The organism is Microlunatus spumicola, from assembly GCF_039536445.1.
GTDB lineage: Bacteria > Actinomycetota > Actinomycetes > Propionibacteriales > Propionibacteriaceae > Microlunatus > Microlunatus spumicola.
In genome coordinates this window covers 1-16,071 of record NZ_BAAAYR010000008.1, presented here as the reverse complement: position 1 = coordinate 16,071, position 16,071 = coordinate 1, and the positions used below count along the sequence as shown (strand labels likewise).

Below are 16,071 nucleotides of genomic sequence, written 5' to 3'. Positions count from 1 at the left end.
CCGCGGGCTAGAGCAGCGGCGGGTGGCCGGCCCTGGCCATCCGCCACACGGTCCGCCAGCTCATGGGGCGACGCTCGCCGCCGTCCTCGAGCAGCCCGATGCGGTAGCCGCGGAGCGTCTCGCGTACCGCCTCGCCGGTGCGGAGCCGGATCCCGCCGACCGCGGCCCACGCGGCGACGTACGCGGCCCCCACCGGGAGCGGCAGGTTCCGGCGCGCGAGCCAGACCCGGTTGCGGGCCTGGTAGCGGTAGAACTCCGCGTGCCTCGTGGGCTGGATCGCCGGGTGGTGGACGACGATCCCGCCGTCGTAGCGGACGTGGAAGCCCGCGTCCCAGACCCGCCAGGCCAGCTCGACCCCCTCGTGGGCGTACCAGAAGGGTTCCGGCCAGCCGCCGGCGTAGTCGAAGGCCGTGCGGCGCATGGCGACCGCACCCTCCCAGACGTTCATCGCGGCGCTGCTGCGGCCGGGGTCGCCGACCCGGACGCGCGGCGTCCAGCGGCGCGGCGCCTCGCGCCCCTCGGGGTCGACCACCCTCGGCTGGATCAGCCCGAGCGTCGGGTCGGCGGCGAACTGCGCGGCCATCCGGGACAGCACGTCGTCGCTCGGGAGCAGGGCGTCGTCGTCGAGGAAGAACAGCAGGTCGCCCTCGACCTCGCTCACGCCGGCGTTCCGACCGGCGGGGATCCCGCGGTTCACCGGCAGCCCCAGCGCGCGTACGCCCTCGGGCAGCCCCGTCGGCTGCCAGCCGTTGCCCACGACGACCACGTCGAGGACGACGTCACGCTGGGCCAGGAGCGAGTCGAGCGCGATCCGCAGGTCGGCCGGCCGGTTGCCCATGGTCAGCACGACGACCGCGAACGGGGTCGGGCCGCCCGGCGCGACGGTGTCCGGGCGGACCGGCTCCACGGCGCTCACCGGAGCCGCGAGGAGCCGAGGACGGCGGCCAGGTGGCCGACGACCGTGACGACGGCCGAGGCGAGCATGGCCAGCAGCAGCACCTTGGTCGCGGTGCCGTGCACGAAGAGGTCCACGACGGCCGCGAGCAGGATCAGCAGCGACATCTCGATCGAGTGGAAGACCCGGTGGAACGGCACCAGCCGGGCGGCCCGGCGGGCGGCGCGCAGCATGCCGGCCTTCGGCACCCGGACGCCCTCGGAGTCGGTCATCTGGCTCATGCCTGCGTAGTGGCGCGCGACGTGGACGAGGTCGTTCTCCACCTTGTTCAGGCAGACGAGCAGGCCCAGGGCCAGCCCCGCGCTGATCCACACGCTGCTGACGCCGAGCCCGCCGTTGGCCCGGAACCCGAGGGCGACCGCGATGCCGCACTCGGCGGTGTAGTGCCCGATCCGGTCGAGGTAGACCCCGCGCGGCGAGGAGGTCTGCCGCCAGCGCGCGACCTCGCCGTCGCAGCAGTCGACGAGCTGCTGCAGCTGGGCCAGCACGGCCACGCCGATCGCTCCCGCCAGCGTCGGCCAGCCGGTCGACACCGCGGCCAGCGCCGCGCACAGGATCATCAGCCACGTCACGGCGTCGGCGGAGAAGCCGAGCCGGAGCAGCACGCGGGTGAGGTAGGGCGACAGGTCGCGCAGGTAGAGGTGCGCCACCCAGTGCTCCGCGCCGGCACGGGTGCGCACGCTCGGCGGCTGCGTCACCTCGCGCAGCTGCGCGATCGTCGGGTGCGCGGGGCGCTCGGTGAGCATCGGGTCAGCCTAGGCCGACCTCGGGGCGGGCCCGGGCAGGCGAGGCCGTCGGGGTGCGGGACACCTCGCGCAGGTGGAGCGAGGAGGAGTCCGACGACTCTTGCCCGGCCTCTCGGGCGCCCGCATACTCTGGGTGCATGGGGCGCTTCCTCCCGCTGGTGATCGTGGCTCTGCTCACGATCTACTGCGTGGTGGAGGTCGCCCAGGCCCGGCCGTACGCCGTCCGCCGCGCTCCGCGCTGGCTCTGGGCGGTCGCCGTGATCTGCCTCCCGCTCGCCGGCTCGCTGGGCTGGCTGTTCTTCGGCCGCCCGACGGCCGAGTCCCGCGGGGAGCCCGGCCGCACCGCCGGCCGGCCCAAGGCCCCCGACGACGACGTGGACTTCCTGCGCGGGCTCTGAGCCCGGTTCAGCCCGCCGAGGCGAGCGTCCAGGCCGCCTCCACGGCGGCCTCGAAGCGACGGGTGCTCGCGCCGTCGGCCGTCTCGCCGAAGTAGTGGCGCGACAGGTCGGCCAGCAACGGGTCCGTCTCCACGCCGGCGCCGCCCAGGCCGCGGGCCCGCAGCACCTCCAGCGCCGACCCGGCCGCCGGGGCCGGGAGCAGCGGCAGCTCGTCGAGCAGCCGTGACGCGGGCCGGTAGGCCTCCGCCGCCACCGGTTCGGTGACGACGAGCGGCTTGCCCGTGGCCAGCCAGTCGTAGGCGACCGACGACAGGTCGGTGACGCAGGCGTCCGCGAAGGCCCACTGCCACCCGTAGGGCCCGGTGTCGACCAGGTGCCGGTCCCCGTCACGGGCCAGCACCGCGCGCACCGCCCGGTCAGCCTCCGCGTGCCGGGCCGAGCTGAGCCCCGTACGCGGGTGCGGCCGGTAGATCACGCGGACCTCCGGCTCCGCGACCAGCGCCTCGACGACCGCGACCCCGTGGCTGACCAGCGACCCGTAGGCGACGCTCGGCCGGTCACCCTCCCAGGTCGGCGCGTAGAGGACGCGGAGCCCGCTCGCGCGGGACCAGTCCGGCGCACCCGGGTAGGCGTGGTCGAGCTGGGGACGCCCCACCTGCACGGTCCGCACGTCGGCGTCGAAGCCCCGCAGCGCCGCGCCCAGCCGGTCCCGCCCGGCCGGTCCGCCCACGAAGGTCAGGTCGTACGCCTTGTGCTGGTTGGAGACGCTGTAGGCCTTGTCGCTCTCGCCGTGCCCCAGCTGGACGTGCACCGGTCCCGCGAACCGCAGCATGCGGAAGTTCCGCTCGACCTGGTTGACGTAGAGCACCACCCGCACGTCCCGCTCCGCGACGAGGCGCTCCAGGGCCCCGCTGCCCGGGGCGAAGGCGACCGGGAGCGTGCCGGCGTCGAGCACGGCCTGGCCGGTGTCGGGCTGGTCGACGACGACGAAGACCGGCCGGGTCGCGGCGAGGTGCTCCAGAGGACGGCGCCACTGCTCGAGCTGGAACAGGTTCTCGGGGCCGGTGCAGAAGAAGACCGCGACGGCGGCGTTCGGGACGAGCCCGTTCCGCTCGGCCCGCTCCGCGAACCGGCCCGCGTCGGCGACGTTGCGGGCACGGCGAACGGCCTCGGCGCCGAGGCCGGCCGCGCGCCGCAGGCCACCGACGCCGGGCACGGGCAGGTTCGGGAGCCTCACGAGATCGGCTGGTCGACCTTCTTCTCGTCGGTGTGGGCGCTCTTGTCCTCCTTGAAGCCCCCGCCCACCGCGGTCTCGGAGCGGTCGCCGCCCCACTCGGTGTGGAACGTGCCGTCCTTGTCGACCCGGCGGTAGGTGTGCGCGCCGAAGAGGTCGCGCAGCCCCTGGATCAGGGCGGCCGGCAGCCGGTCGGCGCGGACGCCGTCGTAGTAGGCCAGCGAGGACGAGAACGCGGGCGTCGGGATGCCGTTCTGGGCGGCCCCCGCGACCACGCGGCGCCACGCCTCGAGGCACTCGGTGATCACACCGGCGAAGAAGTCGTCGGCGATGAGCAGCGGCAGCTTCTCGTCGCGCTCGTAGGCCTCGGTGATGCGGTTCAGGAAGCGGGCGCGGATGATGCAGCCGCCGCGCCAGATCCGGGCCATCGCGCCGCGGTCGATGTCCCAGCCGTACTCGTCGCTGGCCGCGGCGATCTGGTCGAAGCCCTGCGAGTAGGCGACGACCTTCGAGGCGTAGAGCGCGCGCCGGACGTCCTCGACGAAGGCGTCGGGGTCCTCGACGTGCCACTCGACCGTCCCGGCCGGCAGGATGTCGCGGGCGGCCTCGCGCTGCGGCACGGAGCCGGACAGCGCGCGGGCGAACGTCGCCTCGGCGATCCCGGTGATGGGCACGCCGAGGTCGAGCGCGTTCTGCACCGTCCAGCGGCCGGTGCCCTTCTGCTCGGCCTGGTCGAGGATGACGTCGACGAGGGCCTCGCCGCTCTCCGCGTCGACCTGACGCAGGACCTCGGCGGTGATCTCGATGAGGAACGACTCGAGCTCGCCGGAGTTCCACTCGGTGAAGATGTCGGCGATCTCGGCCGGGCTCTTGCCGGTGCCGCGGCGGATGAGGTCGTACGCCTCGGCGATCAGCTGCATGTCGGCGTACTCGATGCCGTTGTGCACCATCTTGACGAAGTGGCCGGCGCCGTCGGGGCCGATGTAGGTGCAGCACGGGGTGCCGTCGACCTTGGCCGAGATGTCCTCGAGCAGCGGGCCGAGGGACTCGTACGACTTCCGTGAACCGCCCGGCATGATCGACGGCCCGTTGAGCGCGCCCTCCTCGCCGCCGGAGACGCCGCTGCCCACGAAGTGCAGCCCGTGCTCGGCCAGCTGCTGCTCGCGGCGGATGGTGTCGGGGAAGTGCGCGTTGCCCGCGTCGACGACGATGTCGCCCTCCTCGAGCAGCGGCACGAGCTCGTCGATCACGGCGTCGGTGCCCGGCCCGGCCTTGACCATGATGATGATCTTGCGCGGGCGGGCCAGCGACGCGACGAAGTCCTCGAGGCTCTCCGAGGCGACGAACGTGCCCTCCGAGCCCGCCTCGTCGATCAGCGCCTGGGTCTTGGCGAAGGTGCGGTTGTGGATGGCCACGACGTGGCCGTGCCGGGCGAAGTTGCGGGCCAGGTTCCGTCCCATGACGGCCAGCCCCGTGACACCGATCTCCGCTTGCTGGCTCATGCCCTGCTCCTTGTCCTCTTTATGACATCATCGGGCGGGAGCGGGTACGTCGCTGGCGCCTCGGCGAGCGTATCGGTTCGGGTTGGTCGGCCAGGCTCCTCCCCCGGGGGTCTGATCAACGACACCGGAGGGCAGAGGGTTGCTGGAGCCGCTGGGCATACCGGCTGACGCCGAGGCGCTCTACGTCGTCCTCGCGTCGCTGGACGGCGCGACCGTCGACGAGCTGGCGCAGCGCGCACGGACACCGTCGACGCAGGTCGGCCCGCACCTGGACACCCTTGCCGACCTCGGCCTGGCGGTCGCCATGGGCGAGGGCGAGTGGCGCGCGCTGCCGCTCGCGGACGTGGTCAAGGGCCTCAAGGCGCGACGGATGGCCGAGATCGAGGCGGCCGCGATCGCCGCGGACACCCTCCAGAACCAGCTCCTCGCCGCGTCCCACAGCTCCGAGGACGACGTCCAGGTCTTCGTCGGCCAGACGTCCTGGGCCGAGTACGAGCGCCTCTGCGACGAGACGACGACCGAGATCTGCCTCTTCGACAAGCCTCCGTACGTGGGCGGCCCGGCGATGCTCTCCCCCGACGAGCTGCGCGAGGCGTCCGGCGAGTGGCGTGCCCTGGAGCGCGGGGTCTCGCAGCGCAGCGTCTACCACCCCGGCTTCGACCCCGAACGGCTCGAGGAGATGGCCCTCTTCGCCGACATGGGCGAGAAGTCGCGGACGGCACCGGTGCCCATGAAGCTGGTGCTCTTCGACGCCAAGATCGCCTGGATCCCGTCGATGCCGTCCTACATGCCGGGCCACGAGCGCCGCGCGAGCTTCGTGCGGCACCCGCTGATCGTCGAGTCCCTGGTGTGGCTGTTCAACGCGGTCTGGGACACGGCCATCCCGATCACCGCCGGCACCTACCTCAACGGTGACCCGCGCCGGCAGATGCTGATCTCGCTGATGATGAGCGGCTCCACCGACGACGCCATCGCCAACCAGCTGGGGATCAACGTTCGCTCGGTCCGGCGCTGGATCGCGGAGCTGATGGACGAGCTGGGCGTCACCACCCGCCTGCAGCTCGGGGCGGCGCTGGTGCGGGCCGACTCCATGAAGTCGGGCGGCTGAGCCGGGTCGTCGCCAGGGACCACCACCCGGGCACCACCGGCGAGGACCTCACCGCCCCGGCCCCAGGAAGGACCCGGGAACGCGAAGAAGGGTGCCTCCGGGAGGAGGCACCCTTCACGCGAGCTGGTGCTGCGGGGGTCGGCCGCGTCGCGGCCCTACGTGGCTCAGTAGCCGCGACCCGCCTTGACGACGTAGCCGGCCACGGTGGCGGCGTCGGCGGGCCCGCCGAGGAAGACGAGGGCCAGGGTGCCGCCGGCGACGACGGAGGTGGCGGAGACGCGGACGACCTTGCGGAGGTTGAGCGAGGAGAACATGAATGTTCCTTTCGATTTCGACCCTCGGTACGAGAAGTTTTTGCACCGAGAGCCGCGTTGGGGGGTCGTTCGGAACATTAAGCGAGTGCAGCAGGCGCGTCACGCTGAGGCGATGTCAGGTTCAGGACATTTCCGGTCCCGGACACGACAAAATCGCGTTAGGTGCGCTAGACACCTCAACGCGTGTGCAGCGGATGCTGCGCGTACGACGCGACGATCCTGGGTGCGGCCCCTCTTCTCCCGCTGGACAACTCTGCCGAACCGGGTGCCCTGGGCTCGGGCGAGCTCGACGATGGCGCAGCCGTGCGGCACCAGAGGGACGTCCTGACACGTCCCCCGTTGTCGTGTGACACACTTCACCCGTTGATCTCCGAGGTCAAGCGCACCACGGCGGCACGACCCGCACGGCGTTCGTCGCTGTCCCGCCCGGACCCGCCCCCGGTCCGCCTCCGGACCGTCGGGCGCCGTCCTCCGGCACTGTCAGCGGCAGGTGCCATCGTAGAGACATGACGCGCACCACCACCGAGACGTCCGAGGTCCACGACCTGCAGCGCTGCAGTTTCGTCCCGCCCTACCTCCTGCAGCGGGTCACCGAGACCGCGAAGGGGCGGCGGCTCCTGGCCGACGGCCGGGACACGCTCGCCGTCGACGAGCGGATGCGGGCCCGCCGGGAGACGGCCACCGCCACCACCCCGCCGCTGGCGGCCGACACGGGCGGCAACCGGGTCGTCTACGACGCGGGCGGCTCCGAGGATCTCCCCGGCACGCGGGCCCGGGACGCGGACGACCCCGCCACCGGCGACGTGGCCGTCGACGAGGCGCACGAGTACTCCGGGGTCGCGTGGGACCTCTTCGCGGAGGTCTACGACCGCCGGTCCGTCGACGGGGCCGGCACGCCGCTCACCGTCACGGTGCACTACGGGCGGGACTACGACAACGCCTTCTGGGACGGCACCCAGCTGGTCTTCGGCGACGGCGACGGCGAGGTCTTCGACCGCTTCACCAAGCCGCTCGACGTGATGGCGCACGAGTTCACCCACGGGGTCACGCAGTTCACGGCGGGGCTGACCTACCAGGGCCAGTCCGGCGCGCTGAACGAGAGCGTGAGCGACGTCTTCGCCTCGATCGCCAAGCAGCGCACGCTCGGCCAGGACGCCGCTGCGGCCGACTGGCTGATCGGTGTCGGGCTCTTCCTGCCCGACGTGAAGGCGACCGCCCTGCGGTCGATGCTCGAGCCCGGCACGGCCTACGACGACCCGCGCCTCGGCAAGGACCCGCAGGTCGGCAGCATGGACGCGTACGTGGAGACCGACGAGGACAGCGGCGGCGTGCACATCAACTCGGGGATCCCGAACCGGGCGTTCGCGCTCGCGGCCCGCGCGATCGGCGGCAACAGCTGGGAGCGGCCCGGGCAGGTCTGGTACGCGGCGCTGACCGACGGTTCGGTGACGGCGTCGACCGACTTCGCCGGGTTCGCGCAGGCCACCGTGGACGCGGCGACCCGGCTCTTCCCGGACGACCCGTCGGTCGCGACGCACGTGACCGGGGCGTGGCAGCAGGTCGGCCTCCTGACGGGGACCGGGGCGGCGGCTTCCGCCGACGCAGCCGTCGCGTCCGGCACCGCGCGCAGCGGTGCGGGTGGCGCGGCGGGAGGGGCGGGAGCACCGGACGAGGACGGCGACGAGATCGTCGCGGTGCGGCGTACGGGCGGTTTCACCGGGGTCACCCGATCGGCGGAGCTCAACCTCGGCAACGACCCCTCCGGCGGGGAGCTGCGCCGTCTGCTCAACCAGATCAGCGTCTCCGGCCTGGCCCCTTCGGACCCGCAGCCGGACCGCTTCACCTACACGGTCGCGTGCCGGTCGTGGGAGCTGACGGTCCCGGAGCAGGACCTCACGCCGGAGCTCACCCGGGTCGTCCAGATCGTGCTGGACCAGCAGGGCCGCTGAGCGGCTCGCCTCCCCGTCCCCGGCCCGGGACGGACGGGTCCTCGCGTCGACGGGCGACGCAGGCGCCCGGCACCGCAGGTGCGGTGCCGCGCGTCGGCCTCCGGTGGCTGCACGTCGTCGGGCAGCCCGCCGAGGACGGGGAGGAAGCGGCCTAGGTCAGCTGCAGGATCACGATCACCAGGATGATGATCACGAGGATGCCGATGATCGTGCCGATGAGACCTCTGTTCATGACTGCTCCTTCGTTCGGTTGTTCTGGTCCAGAAAACCTAGACCACCAGGGGCAGTGGTCTACCACATCGGGGCCCTTCGCGCGTGTCGAGGTCTCGCCCCGTCAGGCCCTCCGACCGCGTCCGGATTCGGTCGGGACCCGGCTCAGGTGATGAGCTCGGAGAGCACGGGGTAGATCAGGAAGCCGACGAAGAAGCCGACGCTGCCGATGCTCGTCCCGCCCTTCGCGTGGGCCTCGACGAGCAGCTCCTCCCTCGCGAGGTACATGAAGGCGACGGCACCGGAGAGCGCGGCCGCGAGGACCGGCACCAGCCCGAGCAGCAACGCGGCACCCACCCGTGGAGGTCAGGGCGTGATCGGCCGCAGCAGGTCGGCGGTCACGGGTGCGCAGCCCCACTCCGCCCACCCGAGGGGCGTCGCGGCGTGGTCGTCGTCCAGGACCTGCGGGTCGGCGCCGACCTCGAGCAGCGCGGCGACGAGCTCGACGTCGCCGAGCCAGGCCGCGTGGTGCAGCAGGGTCCGGCCGTGCACCTTCGCGTCGAGGTCGCCACCCGCGGCCGCGAAGGCGCGGACGCCGACCGGCGTGCCCACCCGCGCGACCGCCGGCACGTCGCCGCGCAGCCGCCAGGGCGACGGCCGCTCGTCCGGGGCGCCCTCGGTGAAGCCGTGCGCGGCCAGCAGCGCCGCCCGGTCGGTCAGGCCGTGGTCGCGGGCCCAGTCGACCTGGAGCGCGACCATCCGGGCGGGGGTGTCCTGCCGCTCGCCGAGTCGACGGCGCCACACCCCGCCGTCACCGCGGCCGAGCCCGTGCGCCAGCAGCAGCCGGAGGTGGCTGTCGTCGCGGGAGAACATCCGGTCGTAGAGCGTCTGGCCGTCGGCGGGCTCCGCCCCACGCTCGAGGAGGAGCGCGGCGAGCGCCTCGCCCTGCGGGTGCCGCGGCTGCCTCCCCGGGCCCTGCTCGCCCTCGCCGAAGCACCCGGTGAGGACGGTGAAGGGCGGCGCCTGGCCACCGAGCAGGACACCCGCGTCCGGGTCGGCGCCCGCGTCGAGCAGCAGCCGTGCGGAGCCGTACGGGTCGTCCTGCGGGACGCGGGCATAGGCCAGGCACATCAGCGGCGTACGCCCGTCCGGCCGACGCGCGTCCGCGAGGCCCGGGTCGGCCCTCAGCAGCGCCCTCAGGCTGGTGAGGTCCCCGACGGCCGCCGCGACGTGCACGTCCCGGGTCGGCAGGTCGGGGTGCGCGACCAGGAGGGCGGCCGCCTCCGCCCAGCGCTCGGGACCGTCGTCGGCGTAGGTCAGGCAGGCCAGGTCGAGGAAGGCGCCGACCTCGTCGGCCGCTCCCCCGCCGCTCCGGCCCTCGTCGTCCACGGGCCTGCCCGGTCAGGCCTTGACGGCGAGGACGGCGTGGTGGGCGGTCAGCAGGATCCGGCTGGCGGCGCTGCCGAGGATGAGCTTGCCGACCGGGGACCGCCGGCGCAGGCCGATGACGATCAGGTCCGCCCCGACCTCGTCGGCGATCGCGTCGAGGTCGTCGGCGACGTCGTCGTAGGTCTCGGGCTGCCGCAGCTCGGCCTCGACGTCGAGGGCGTCGAGCTCGGCCCGCAGCTCGGCGAGGCCGCTCCCGGCGAGGTAGCGGTCGTCGACCAGGGCGTCGCCGCGGGTCGTGTTCACCACGACCAGCCGGGCGCCGCGCAGCCGCGCCTCGGCGATGCCCGTCGTGAGGGCCGCCCGGCCCTCCGGGCTCGGGACGTATCCGACCACCACCGCGCTCATGCGGGCACTGCCTCTCGACGACGGAACCGGCGCAGCAGGGGCGGACCGATCACCGCGAGGAGCGCGACGACCAGCACCACGACGCTGAAGGGCGAGGAGACGAGCACCGACACGTCCCCGTCGCTGATGGCGAGGGCGCGGCGCAGATTCGTCTCCGCGACCGGTCCGAGGATGAGCCCGATGACCGCCGGGGCGACGGGCCAGCCGAAGCGCCGCATGGCGAAGCCGAGCAGCCCGATGACGAGCAGCAGCACGAGGTCCAGCGGGTCGGCGTTGACCGCGTACGAGCCGAGCGAGGCGAACATGAGGATGCCGGCGTAGAGGTAGGGCCGCGGGATCTTCAGCAGCTTCACCCACACGCCGACGAGCGGCAGGTTCAGCACGAGCAGCATCGTGTTGCCGATGAACAGCGACGCGATGAGCGTCCACACCAGCGACGACTCGGTGGTGAGCAGCGTCGGCCCGGGCTGGATGCCGTAGCCCTGGAAGGCCGCGAGCAGGATCGCCGCGGTCGCCGAGGTCGGCAGCCCGAGGGTCAGCAGCGGCACCAGCACGCCGGCGGCGGCCGCGTTGTTCGCCGCCTCCGGACCGGCGACGCCCTCGATCGCGCCCCTGCCGAACTCGTCGTGCTTGGACAGGCGGCGCTCGGTCGCGTACGAGAGAAAGGTCGGTATCTCCGCCCCGCCGGCGGGCAGCGCGCCGAAGGGGAAGCCGAACGCGGTGCCGCGCAGCCACGGCTTCCACGAACGCTTGAGGTCCTCGCGGGTCATGAAGCTGCCGCTGCTGCTCATCACCTCGACGGGCCCGTGCCGCAGCCGCGAGGCGACGTGCAGGGCCTCGCCGACCGCGAACAGCGCGACGGCCACGACGACCACGTCGATGCCGTCGGCCAGCTGCGGGATCGCGAAGGTGAAGCGCTGCTGCCCGGTCAGCAGGTCGGTCCCGACCAGCCCGAGGAACAGCCCGATGCAGAGCGACGCCAGGCCGCGCAGCGGGGACGCGCCCAGCACGGTCGAGACGGCGACGAAGGCCAGCAGCGCGAGCGCGAAGTAGTCGGCGGGGCCGATGGCGACGGCGAGCGTGACGACGGCCGGCGCGACGAGCGCCAGCAGCAGCGTCCCGATGGTGCCGGCGACGAACGAGCCGATCGCCGCCGTGCCGAGAGCGGCAGCACCCCGGCCGGCCTTGGCCATGAGGTTGCCCTCGAGCGCGGTCATGATCGAGCTGGACTCACCCGGGGTGTTGAGCAGGATCGACGTGGTCGAGCCGCCGTACATGCCGCCGTAGTAGATGCCGGCGAACATGATGAACGCCCCGGTCGGCTCGAGGACGTAGGTGATGGGCAGCAGGAGCGCGACGGTCATGGCCGGGCCGATGCCGGGCAGCACGCCGACGGCGGTCCCCAGCAGCGTGCCGATCAGCGCGAACAGCAGGTTGATCGGCGTCACCGCGTCGGCGAAGCCCTGCGCCAGCTGGACGAAGGCGTCCATCAGATCCACCCGGTGGCGAGCTCGAGCAGGATCCCGCCGGGGAGCAGCACCCCGAGCGCCTTGACGAAGACCAGCCAGACCACGACCGAGACGATGCCGCCGGCCAGCAGCGGACGGATGATCCCGCGCGAGCCGAGCGCCCAGGCCACGACGCCGAACATCAGCGTCACCGACAGCGGCCACCCGATCACGTTGATCAGCAGCGCGTGCGCGACGAAGGCCAGCGCGATGATGCCGACCGCGCGCCAGGAGGTCTTCGCGTCGGGGTCGACGTCCTCGCCGGCCTCCTCCGGACCCTGGTCGCCGCGGAGCACGCGGAGCGCGAGCACGCCGCCGACGACGATGGTCGCGCCGCCGACGAGGTAGGGGAAGAAGCGCGGGCCGACGGTGTTCGACGAGCCCGGGACCGCGATGCCGCCCGCGCCGATCACCAGGTAGACGCCGAGCAGCAGGAGCAGCGTGCTGAGCGCGAGCTCGCCCCAGTTCCGGGGGCGGCGCGGGACGCCGGCCTCCTCGACCTCCCAGGGCTCGGGCGTCCGGGTCCGGGGTGCCGCCGGCGCGGGTTCGGCGGTGCTCACACGAGACCGATCTGTCGCAGGATCGTGGACACGCGCTGCTCCTCGTCGGCCAGGAACCGGCCGTAGTCGGCCCCGGCCAGGAACTCGTCGTCCCAGCCCTGCTTCGCGAGCACGTCGCGCCACTCGGGGGTGTCGTGCGCCCGCTGGACCAGCTCGATGAGGTCGGCCAGCGGCTGCTCGCCGATGCCCGGGTGCGTCATCAGGCCGCGCCAGTTCGACACGACGACGTCGAACCCGGCCTCCTTGATGGTCGGGACGTCGGGCACCTGGGCCGACCGCTCCTCGCTGGACACCGCCCAGCCCTTGAGGTCGCCCGAGAGCACCTGGGGCCCGTACTCGCCGATGCCCGAGATGCCGGCGGCGACCTGGTTGCCGAGCAGCGCGGCGAGCGACTGCCCGCCGCCGGAGTAGGCGATGTAGTTGATCTGCTTGGGGTCGACCCCGCCGGCCGTGCCGAGCAGCCCGGCGAGGACCTGGTCGGTGCCCCCCGCGGAACCTCCGGCGATCGGCAGCCCCCGGGGGTCGTCCTTCCACGCCCGTACGAAGTCGCCGAGCGAGTCGTACGGGGAGGCGGCCGGCGCGACGATGATCTCCGGCTCGCCGAGCAGCCGGGCGACGGGCGTGACGTCGGTCAGCCCGACCGAGGACTTGTTGGTCTCGATGGCCCCGACCATGACGAGGCCCATCATCATCAGCAGCGCGTCGTCGGTCTCGCGGGACAGCTGGCCGAGCCCGATCGTCCCGCCGGCGCCCTCGACGTTGAACACCTGCACGTTGCGCGCGATGGCCGTGGACCGGATGACCCGCTGCAGCAGCCGGGCGGTGGTGTCCCAGCCGCCGCCCGGGCTGGCGGGCGCCATCACCCGCAGCCGCGAGAGGTCGCCGGGCTTGGCGACCGTACCGGCGCAGCCGGTCGCCGCGAGGGCCGTCGTGCTCAACGCCCCCGCCAGGAATCTCCGGCGGCTCAGGCCCACGCGTGCTCTCCTCGACGTCGTCGTCTGGATGGGGATGCTGTGTCTGGGTTGGGATGTGCAGCGGACGATACGCGGTCGGGGCGCCCGTGACGACGGGCAGGGCAGGAGCAGGGCCACCTAAACTGGAGGTTCTCGCCCGTTCCCGACGACGAAAGCGCCCCGAATGGACGTCACACCCCTCGCCTGGATCCTGACCATCGTCTTCGTGGTCGGCCTCCTGGTCTTCGACTTCGTGTTCCACGTGCGCAAGGCGCACACCCCCTCCCTCTCCGAGGCCGCCCGCTGGTCGGCGGTGTACGTCGGCATCGCCCTGCTCTTCGGGGTCGGCGTGCTCGTCCTCGGCGGCGCGGAGGCCGGCGGCGAGTACTTCGCGGGCTACATCACCGAGAAGGCGTTGTCGGTCGACAACCTGTTCGTCTTCCTGATCATCATGACGAGCTTCAAGGTGCCCCGCGCCGACCAGCAGAAGGTGCTGCTCTTCGGCATCGTGTTCTCGCTGATCGCCCGGACCGGCTTCATCTTCCTGGGCGCGGCGCTGATCAACAGCTTCGCCTGGGTCTTCTACCTCTTCGGCCTGATCCTGCTGGTCACCGCCGGCAACCTGCTCAAGCCCGAGGGCGAGGACAGCCACGGCGCCGACAACATCATGATCAGGATCGCCCGCCGGCTGTTCAGCACGTCCGAGCACTACGACGGCGACAAGCTGTTCACGGTGGAGGGCGGCAAGCGCGTGATGACGCCGATGCTGCTCGTGATGACCGCCATCGGCGGGACGGACATCCTCTTCGCGCTCGACTCGATCCCGGCGATCTTCGGCCTCACGCAGAACGTCTTCATCGTCTTCACCGCGACGGCCTTCTCGCTGCTGGGCCTGCGCCAGCTCTACTTCCTCATCGACGGCCTGCTCGACCGCCTGATCTACCTCACGTTCGGCCTCGCCGCGATCCTGGCGTTCATCGGCGTGAAGCTGATCCTGCACGCGCTGCACGAGAACACCGTGCCGTTCATCAACGACGGCGAGCACGTGAACGTCTTCGAGATCAGCACCGGGCTCTCGCTCTCGGTCATCCTCGGCGTCCTCGCGATCACCGTCGTCGCGTCGCTGGTCAGCCCGAAGGGCCGCGCCCAGAACGCCGTCTCGAACGCCCGCCGGCACGCCTCGCAGTACATCGACACGAACTTCGAGGCCGACCCGCAGCTGCGCTCGAAGATCTGGGACAAGCTCGTCGGCGAGGAGGAGACGATGCGCGGCCTGCCCGAGAAGTACCGCGCCCGGATCCGCGAGGAGGACAAGCTGATGCGCCTCCTCGAGCAGGCCCACGCCGAGCACGACGCCTACTTGGAGCAGGTGCGCTGACGCCGACCCGGCGGGCGCGGCACCGCCCGCCGGGCACGCCGGTCCGAGGAGCACGATGGGGCGCATGGAGCGCCCCACCTCGGCCAACCCGCTGCTGATCCTCGCGATGGACCAGCGGGACTCGTTCGCGAAGCTCTTCGGGACCGAGGAGGCCGACGCCACGACCGCGCAGGTCCAGCAGATGCGGACGGCCAAGTCGCTGGTCTACCGCGGGGTGGCGGCGGTGGCCGACCAGGTCGAGGGTGCCCAGATCGGGGTGCTGACCGACGAGGAGTACGGCCCGGACGTGCTCACCCAGGCGAAGGCGGACGGGCGGGTGCTCGCGTACCCGGTGGAGAAGAGCGGGCAGAAGCTCTTCGACCTCGAGTACGGCGACCAGACCCCGGAGCACGTCGCGCGGTGGGGCCCCGACTACGTCAAGGTGCTCGTCCGGATGAACCCGGAGGACGACCCCGCCGGCACGCAGGACCAGCTCGACAGGCTGAAGGCCCTCTCGGCGCTGCTGCACGAGCAGTCTTTGCCGTTCCTCTTCGAGCTCCTCGTCCCGGCCTCGGACGCGCAGCTCGCCTCGGTCGGCGGGGACAGCACCGCGTACGACCGGGACGTCCGCCCCGGCCTGGTCGTGCAGGTGATCGAGGCCGTCCAGGCCGCCGGCGTCGAGCCCACGCTGTGGAAGATCGAGGGCCTCGAGACCACGGAGGCCGCGCAGCAGATCGTCGCCGCCGCCCACGCCGGCGGTCGTGACGCGGACTGCATCGTGCTCGGACGCGACGCCCCGCAGGCCACGCTCGACCACTGGCTGCAGGTCGCGGCCGGCGTCGATGGGTTCGTCGGCTTCGCCATCGGCCGCTCGATCTGGAAGGAACCCCTCGAGCAGTACCTCGAGGACGGCGACGAGCCCACCTTCCTCCGGACCGTCGGGCAGAACTACCTGCACTACGTCCGCACGTACCTCGCCGCCCGCTGACCCTCTCGGGGTCCGCCCCTTCGCCCCTCCGCGCCTCGAGTCCCAGGACTTTCACGTAAACGTGCCCAGATTCAGTCTGTGGTTGCAACGCCTGCGGTTTGTTGGTCCTGGTCGAGTATCGCGGTGAGGACCTCGTTGGGGTTGAGGAAGCCGTGTCGTTGGCGGGGTCGGTTGTTGAGCTGGTCGACGGCGGCTTGAAGCTCGCCGGCGGTGGCGGTGGCGAGGTCCCGTCCTCGAGGGAAGTATTCGCGGAGCAGGCCGTTGGTGTTCTCGTTGCTGCCGCGTTGCCAGGGTGCGTGGGGGTCGGCGAAGTAGACCTGGATCCCGGTGGCGATGGTGAACTGGGCGTGCCGCGCCATCTCGTGGCCGCGGTCCCAGGTCAGGGTCCGCATCGGCCAGCCGGTCTGGGTGACCGCGGTCAGGAGTCCGGCGAGGGTGGCGTCTGCGGTGTGGCGTTCGGGGAGCAGGAACGCGGTGAGGTGGCCGCTGGTCCGT

The 16,071-nt window shown here is 72.5% G+C and carries 17 protein-coding genes; 5 read left to right on the top strand and 12 right to left on the bottom strand.

What is annotated here, in order from left to right; genetic code table 11:
• Positions 1-7: 7 nt before the first annotated feature.
• Both ABD665_RS21410 and ABD665_RS21405 read right to left on the bottom strand, forming a co-directional pair.
• Entirely contained in the window at positions 8-916 is a 909-nt protein-coding gene (locus ABD665_RS21410; RefSeq protein ID WP_344743081.1) for a glycosyltransferase family 2 protein, read from the bottom strand.
• A complete protein-coding gene (locus ABD665_RS21405) occupies positions 913-1,701 on the bottom strand; it encodes a CDP-alcohol phosphatidyltransferase family protein (protein WP_204910976.1) in 789 nt (262 codons plus the stop codon). The genes ABD665_RS21410 and ABD665_RS21405 overlap by 4 nt, the downstream gene beginning before the upstream one ends.
• A 137-nt stretch (positions 1,702-1,838) precedes the next feature.
• On the opposite strand from ABD665_RS21405, the gene ABD665_RS21400 reads away from it, so the two are divergent.
• A complete protein-coding gene (locus ABD665_RS21400; protein ID WP_204910975.1) occupies positions 1,839-2,099 on the top strand; it encodes a PLDc N-terminal domain-containing protein in 261 nt (86 codons plus the stop codon).
• Positions 2,100-2,106: 7 nt separating this feature from the next.
• Here ABD665_RS21400 and ABD665_RS21395 read toward each other — a convergent pair whose 3' ends face one another.
• Together ABD665_RS21395 and gndA are read right to left on the bottom strand one after the other, a co-directional pair.
• Positions 2,107-3,336: a CDP-glycerol glycerophosphotransferase family protein gene (locus ABD665_RS21395; RefSeq protein WP_204910974.1), complete on the bottom strand. Its 1,230-nt coding sequence runs from the start codon at positions 3,334-3,336 to the stop codon at positions 2,107-2,109.
• Positions 3,333-4,835, bottom strand: coding sequence for an NADP-dependent phosphogluconate dehydrogenase (gndA, locus tag ABD665_RS21390; RefSeq protein ID WP_204910973.1), 1,503 nt, complete (start codon positions 4,833-4,835; stop codon positions 3,333-3,335). Before gndA ends, ABD665_RS21395 begins: the two co-directional genes overlap by 4 nt.
• A gap of 139 nt (positions 4,836-4,974) precedes the next feature.
• Here gndA and ABD665_RS21385 point away from each other — a divergent pair, with 139 nt between their 5' ends.
• Positions 4,975-5,943: a hypothetical protein gene (locus tag ABD665_RS21385; protein ID WP_204910972.1), complete on the top strand. Its 969-nt coding sequence runs from the start codon at positions 4,975-4,977 to the stop codon at positions 5,941-5,943.
• 164 nt (positions 5,944-6,107) lie between these two features.
• Here ABD665_RS21385 and ABD665_RS21380 read toward each other — a convergent pair whose 3' ends face one another.
• A complete protein-coding gene (locus tag ABD665_RS21380; RefSeq protein ID WP_204910971.1) occupies positions 6,108-6,257 on the bottom strand; it encodes a hypothetical protein in 150 nt (49 codons plus the stop codon).
• A 506-nt stretch (positions 6,258-6,763) separates the two neighbouring features.
• Here ABD665_RS21380 and ABD665_RS21375 point away from each other — a divergent pair.
• The gene (locus ABD665_RS21375; protein WP_204910970.1) at positions 6,764-8,206 is read left to right on the top strand and encodes a protealysin inhibitor emfourin; all 1,443 of its coding nucleotides are present in this window, start codon (positions 6,764-6,766) and stop codon (positions 8,204-8,206) included.
• A gap of 375 nt (positions 8,207-8,581) precedes the next feature.
• Here ABD665_RS21375 and ABD665_RS21370 read toward each other — a convergent pair whose 3' ends face one another.
• Genes ABD665_RS21370 through ABD665_RS21345 form a run of 6 tightly spaced genes read right to left on the bottom strand, consistent with a single transcriptional unit; the run spans position 8,582 to position 13,252 of the window.
• The gene (locus ABD665_RS21370) at positions 8,582-8,773 is read right to left on the bottom strand and encodes a hypothetical protein (protein ID WP_204910969.1); all 192 of its coding nucleotides are present in this window, start codon (positions 8,771-8,773) and stop codon (positions 8,582-8,584) included.
• 9 nt (positions 8,774-8,782) lie between these two features.
• On the bottom strand, positions 8,783-9,805 hold the full coding sequence (locus tag ABD665_RS21365; RefSeq protein WP_204910968.1) for an ankyrin repeat domain-containing protein: 1,023 nt from the start codon (positions 9,803-9,805) through the stop codon (positions 8,783-8,785).
• 12 nt (positions 9,806-9,817) lie between these two features.
• Complete coding sequence (locus tag ABD665_RS21360; protein ID WP_204910967.1) at positions 9,818-10,210, bottom strand: universal stress protein; 393 nt, start codon at positions 10,208-10,210, stop codon at positions 9,818-9,820.
• Entirely contained in the window at positions 10,207-11,700 is a 1,494-nt protein-coding gene (locus tag ABD665_RS21355; protein WP_204910966.1) for a tripartite tricarboxylate transporter permease, read from the bottom strand. Before ABD665_RS21355 ends, ABD665_RS21360 begins: the two co-directional genes overlap by 4 nt.
• On the bottom strand, positions 11,700-12,278 hold the full coding sequence (locus ABD665_RS21350; protein ID WP_204910965.1) for a tripartite tricarboxylate transporter TctB family protein: 579 nt from the start codon (positions 12,276-12,278) through the stop codon (positions 11,700-11,702). Before ABD665_RS21350 ends, ABD665_RS21355 begins: the two co-directional genes overlap by 1 nt.
• Positions 12,275-13,252 (bottom strand): tripartite tricarboxylate transporter substrate-binding protein, encoded by a 978-nt coding sequence (locus ABD665_RS21345; protein WP_204910964.1) that lies wholly within the window; start codon positions 13,250-13,252, stop codon positions 12,275-12,277. The genes ABD665_RS21350 and ABD665_RS21345 overlap by 4 nt, the downstream gene beginning before the upstream one ends.
• Positions 13,253-13,415: 163 nt before the next feature.
• On the opposite strand from ABD665_RS21345, the gene ABD665_RS21340 reads away from it, so the two are divergent.
• Both ABD665_RS21340 and ABD665_RS21335 read left to right on the top strand, forming a co-directional pair.
• Positions 13,416-14,609, top strand: coding sequence for a TerC/Alx family metal homeostasis membrane protein (locus tag ABD665_RS21340; RefSeq protein ID WP_204910963.1), 1,194 nt, complete (start codon positions 13,416-13,418; stop codon positions 14,607-14,609).
• Positions 14,610-14,673: 64 nt separating this feature from the next.
• Positions 14,674-15,576, top strand: a complete 903-nt coding sequence (locus tag ABD665_RS21335) for a 2-deoxy-5-keto-D-gluconate 6-phosphate aldolase domain-containing protein (RefSeq protein WP_204910962.1) — start codon at positions 14,674-14,676, stop codon at positions 15,574-15,576.
• 71 nt (positions 15,577-15,647) lie between these two features.
• Here the strand turns inward: ABD665_RS21335 and ABD665_RS21330 are convergent.
• Positions 15,648-16,071, bottom strand: a 424-nt coding sequence (locus ABD665_RS21330; protein ID WP_344743072.1) for an IS30 family transposase, incomplete at its 5' end; no start/stop codon positions are given.

Bases quoted from the DNA above. Each gene is read 5' to 3' on its own strand.
- ABD665_RS21375 (WP_204910970.1), top strand. From the start codon at position 6,764: ATGACGCGCACCACCACCGAGACGTCCGAGGTCCACGACCTGCAGCGC.
- ABD665_RS21405 (WP_204910976.1), bottom strand. From the start codon at position 1,701: ATGCTCACCGAGCGCCCCGCGCACCCGACGATCGCGCAGCTGCGCGAG.
- ABD665_RS21400 (WP_204910975.1), top strand. From the start codon at position 1,839: ATGGGGCGCTTCCTCCCGCTGGTGATCGTGGCTCTGCTCACGATCTAC.
- ABD665_RS21380 (WP_204910971.1), bottom strand. From the start codon at position 6,257: ATGTTCTCCTCGCTCAACCTCCGCAAGGTCGTCCGCGTCTCCGCCACC.
- ABD665_RS21340 (WP_204910963.1), top strand. From the start codon at position 13,416: ATGGACGTCACACCCCTCGCCTGGATCCTGACCATCGTCTTCGTGGTC.
- ABD665_RS21335 (WP_204910962.1), top strand. From the start codon at position 14,674: ATGGAGCGCCCCACCTCGGCCAACCCGCTGCTGATCCTCGCGATGGAC.
- ABD665_RS21360 (WP_204910967.1), bottom strand. From the start codon at position 10,210: ATGAGCGCGGTGGTGGTCGGATACGTCCCGAGCCCGGAGGGCCGGGCG.
- ABD665_RS21355 (WP_204910966.1), bottom strand. From the start codon at position 11,700: ATGGACGCCTTCGTCCAGCTGGCGCAGGGCTTCGCCGACGCGGTGACG.
- gndA (WP_204910973.1), bottom strand. From the start codon at position 4,835: ATGAGCCAGCAAGCGGAGATCGGTGTCACGGGGCTGGCCGTCATGGGA.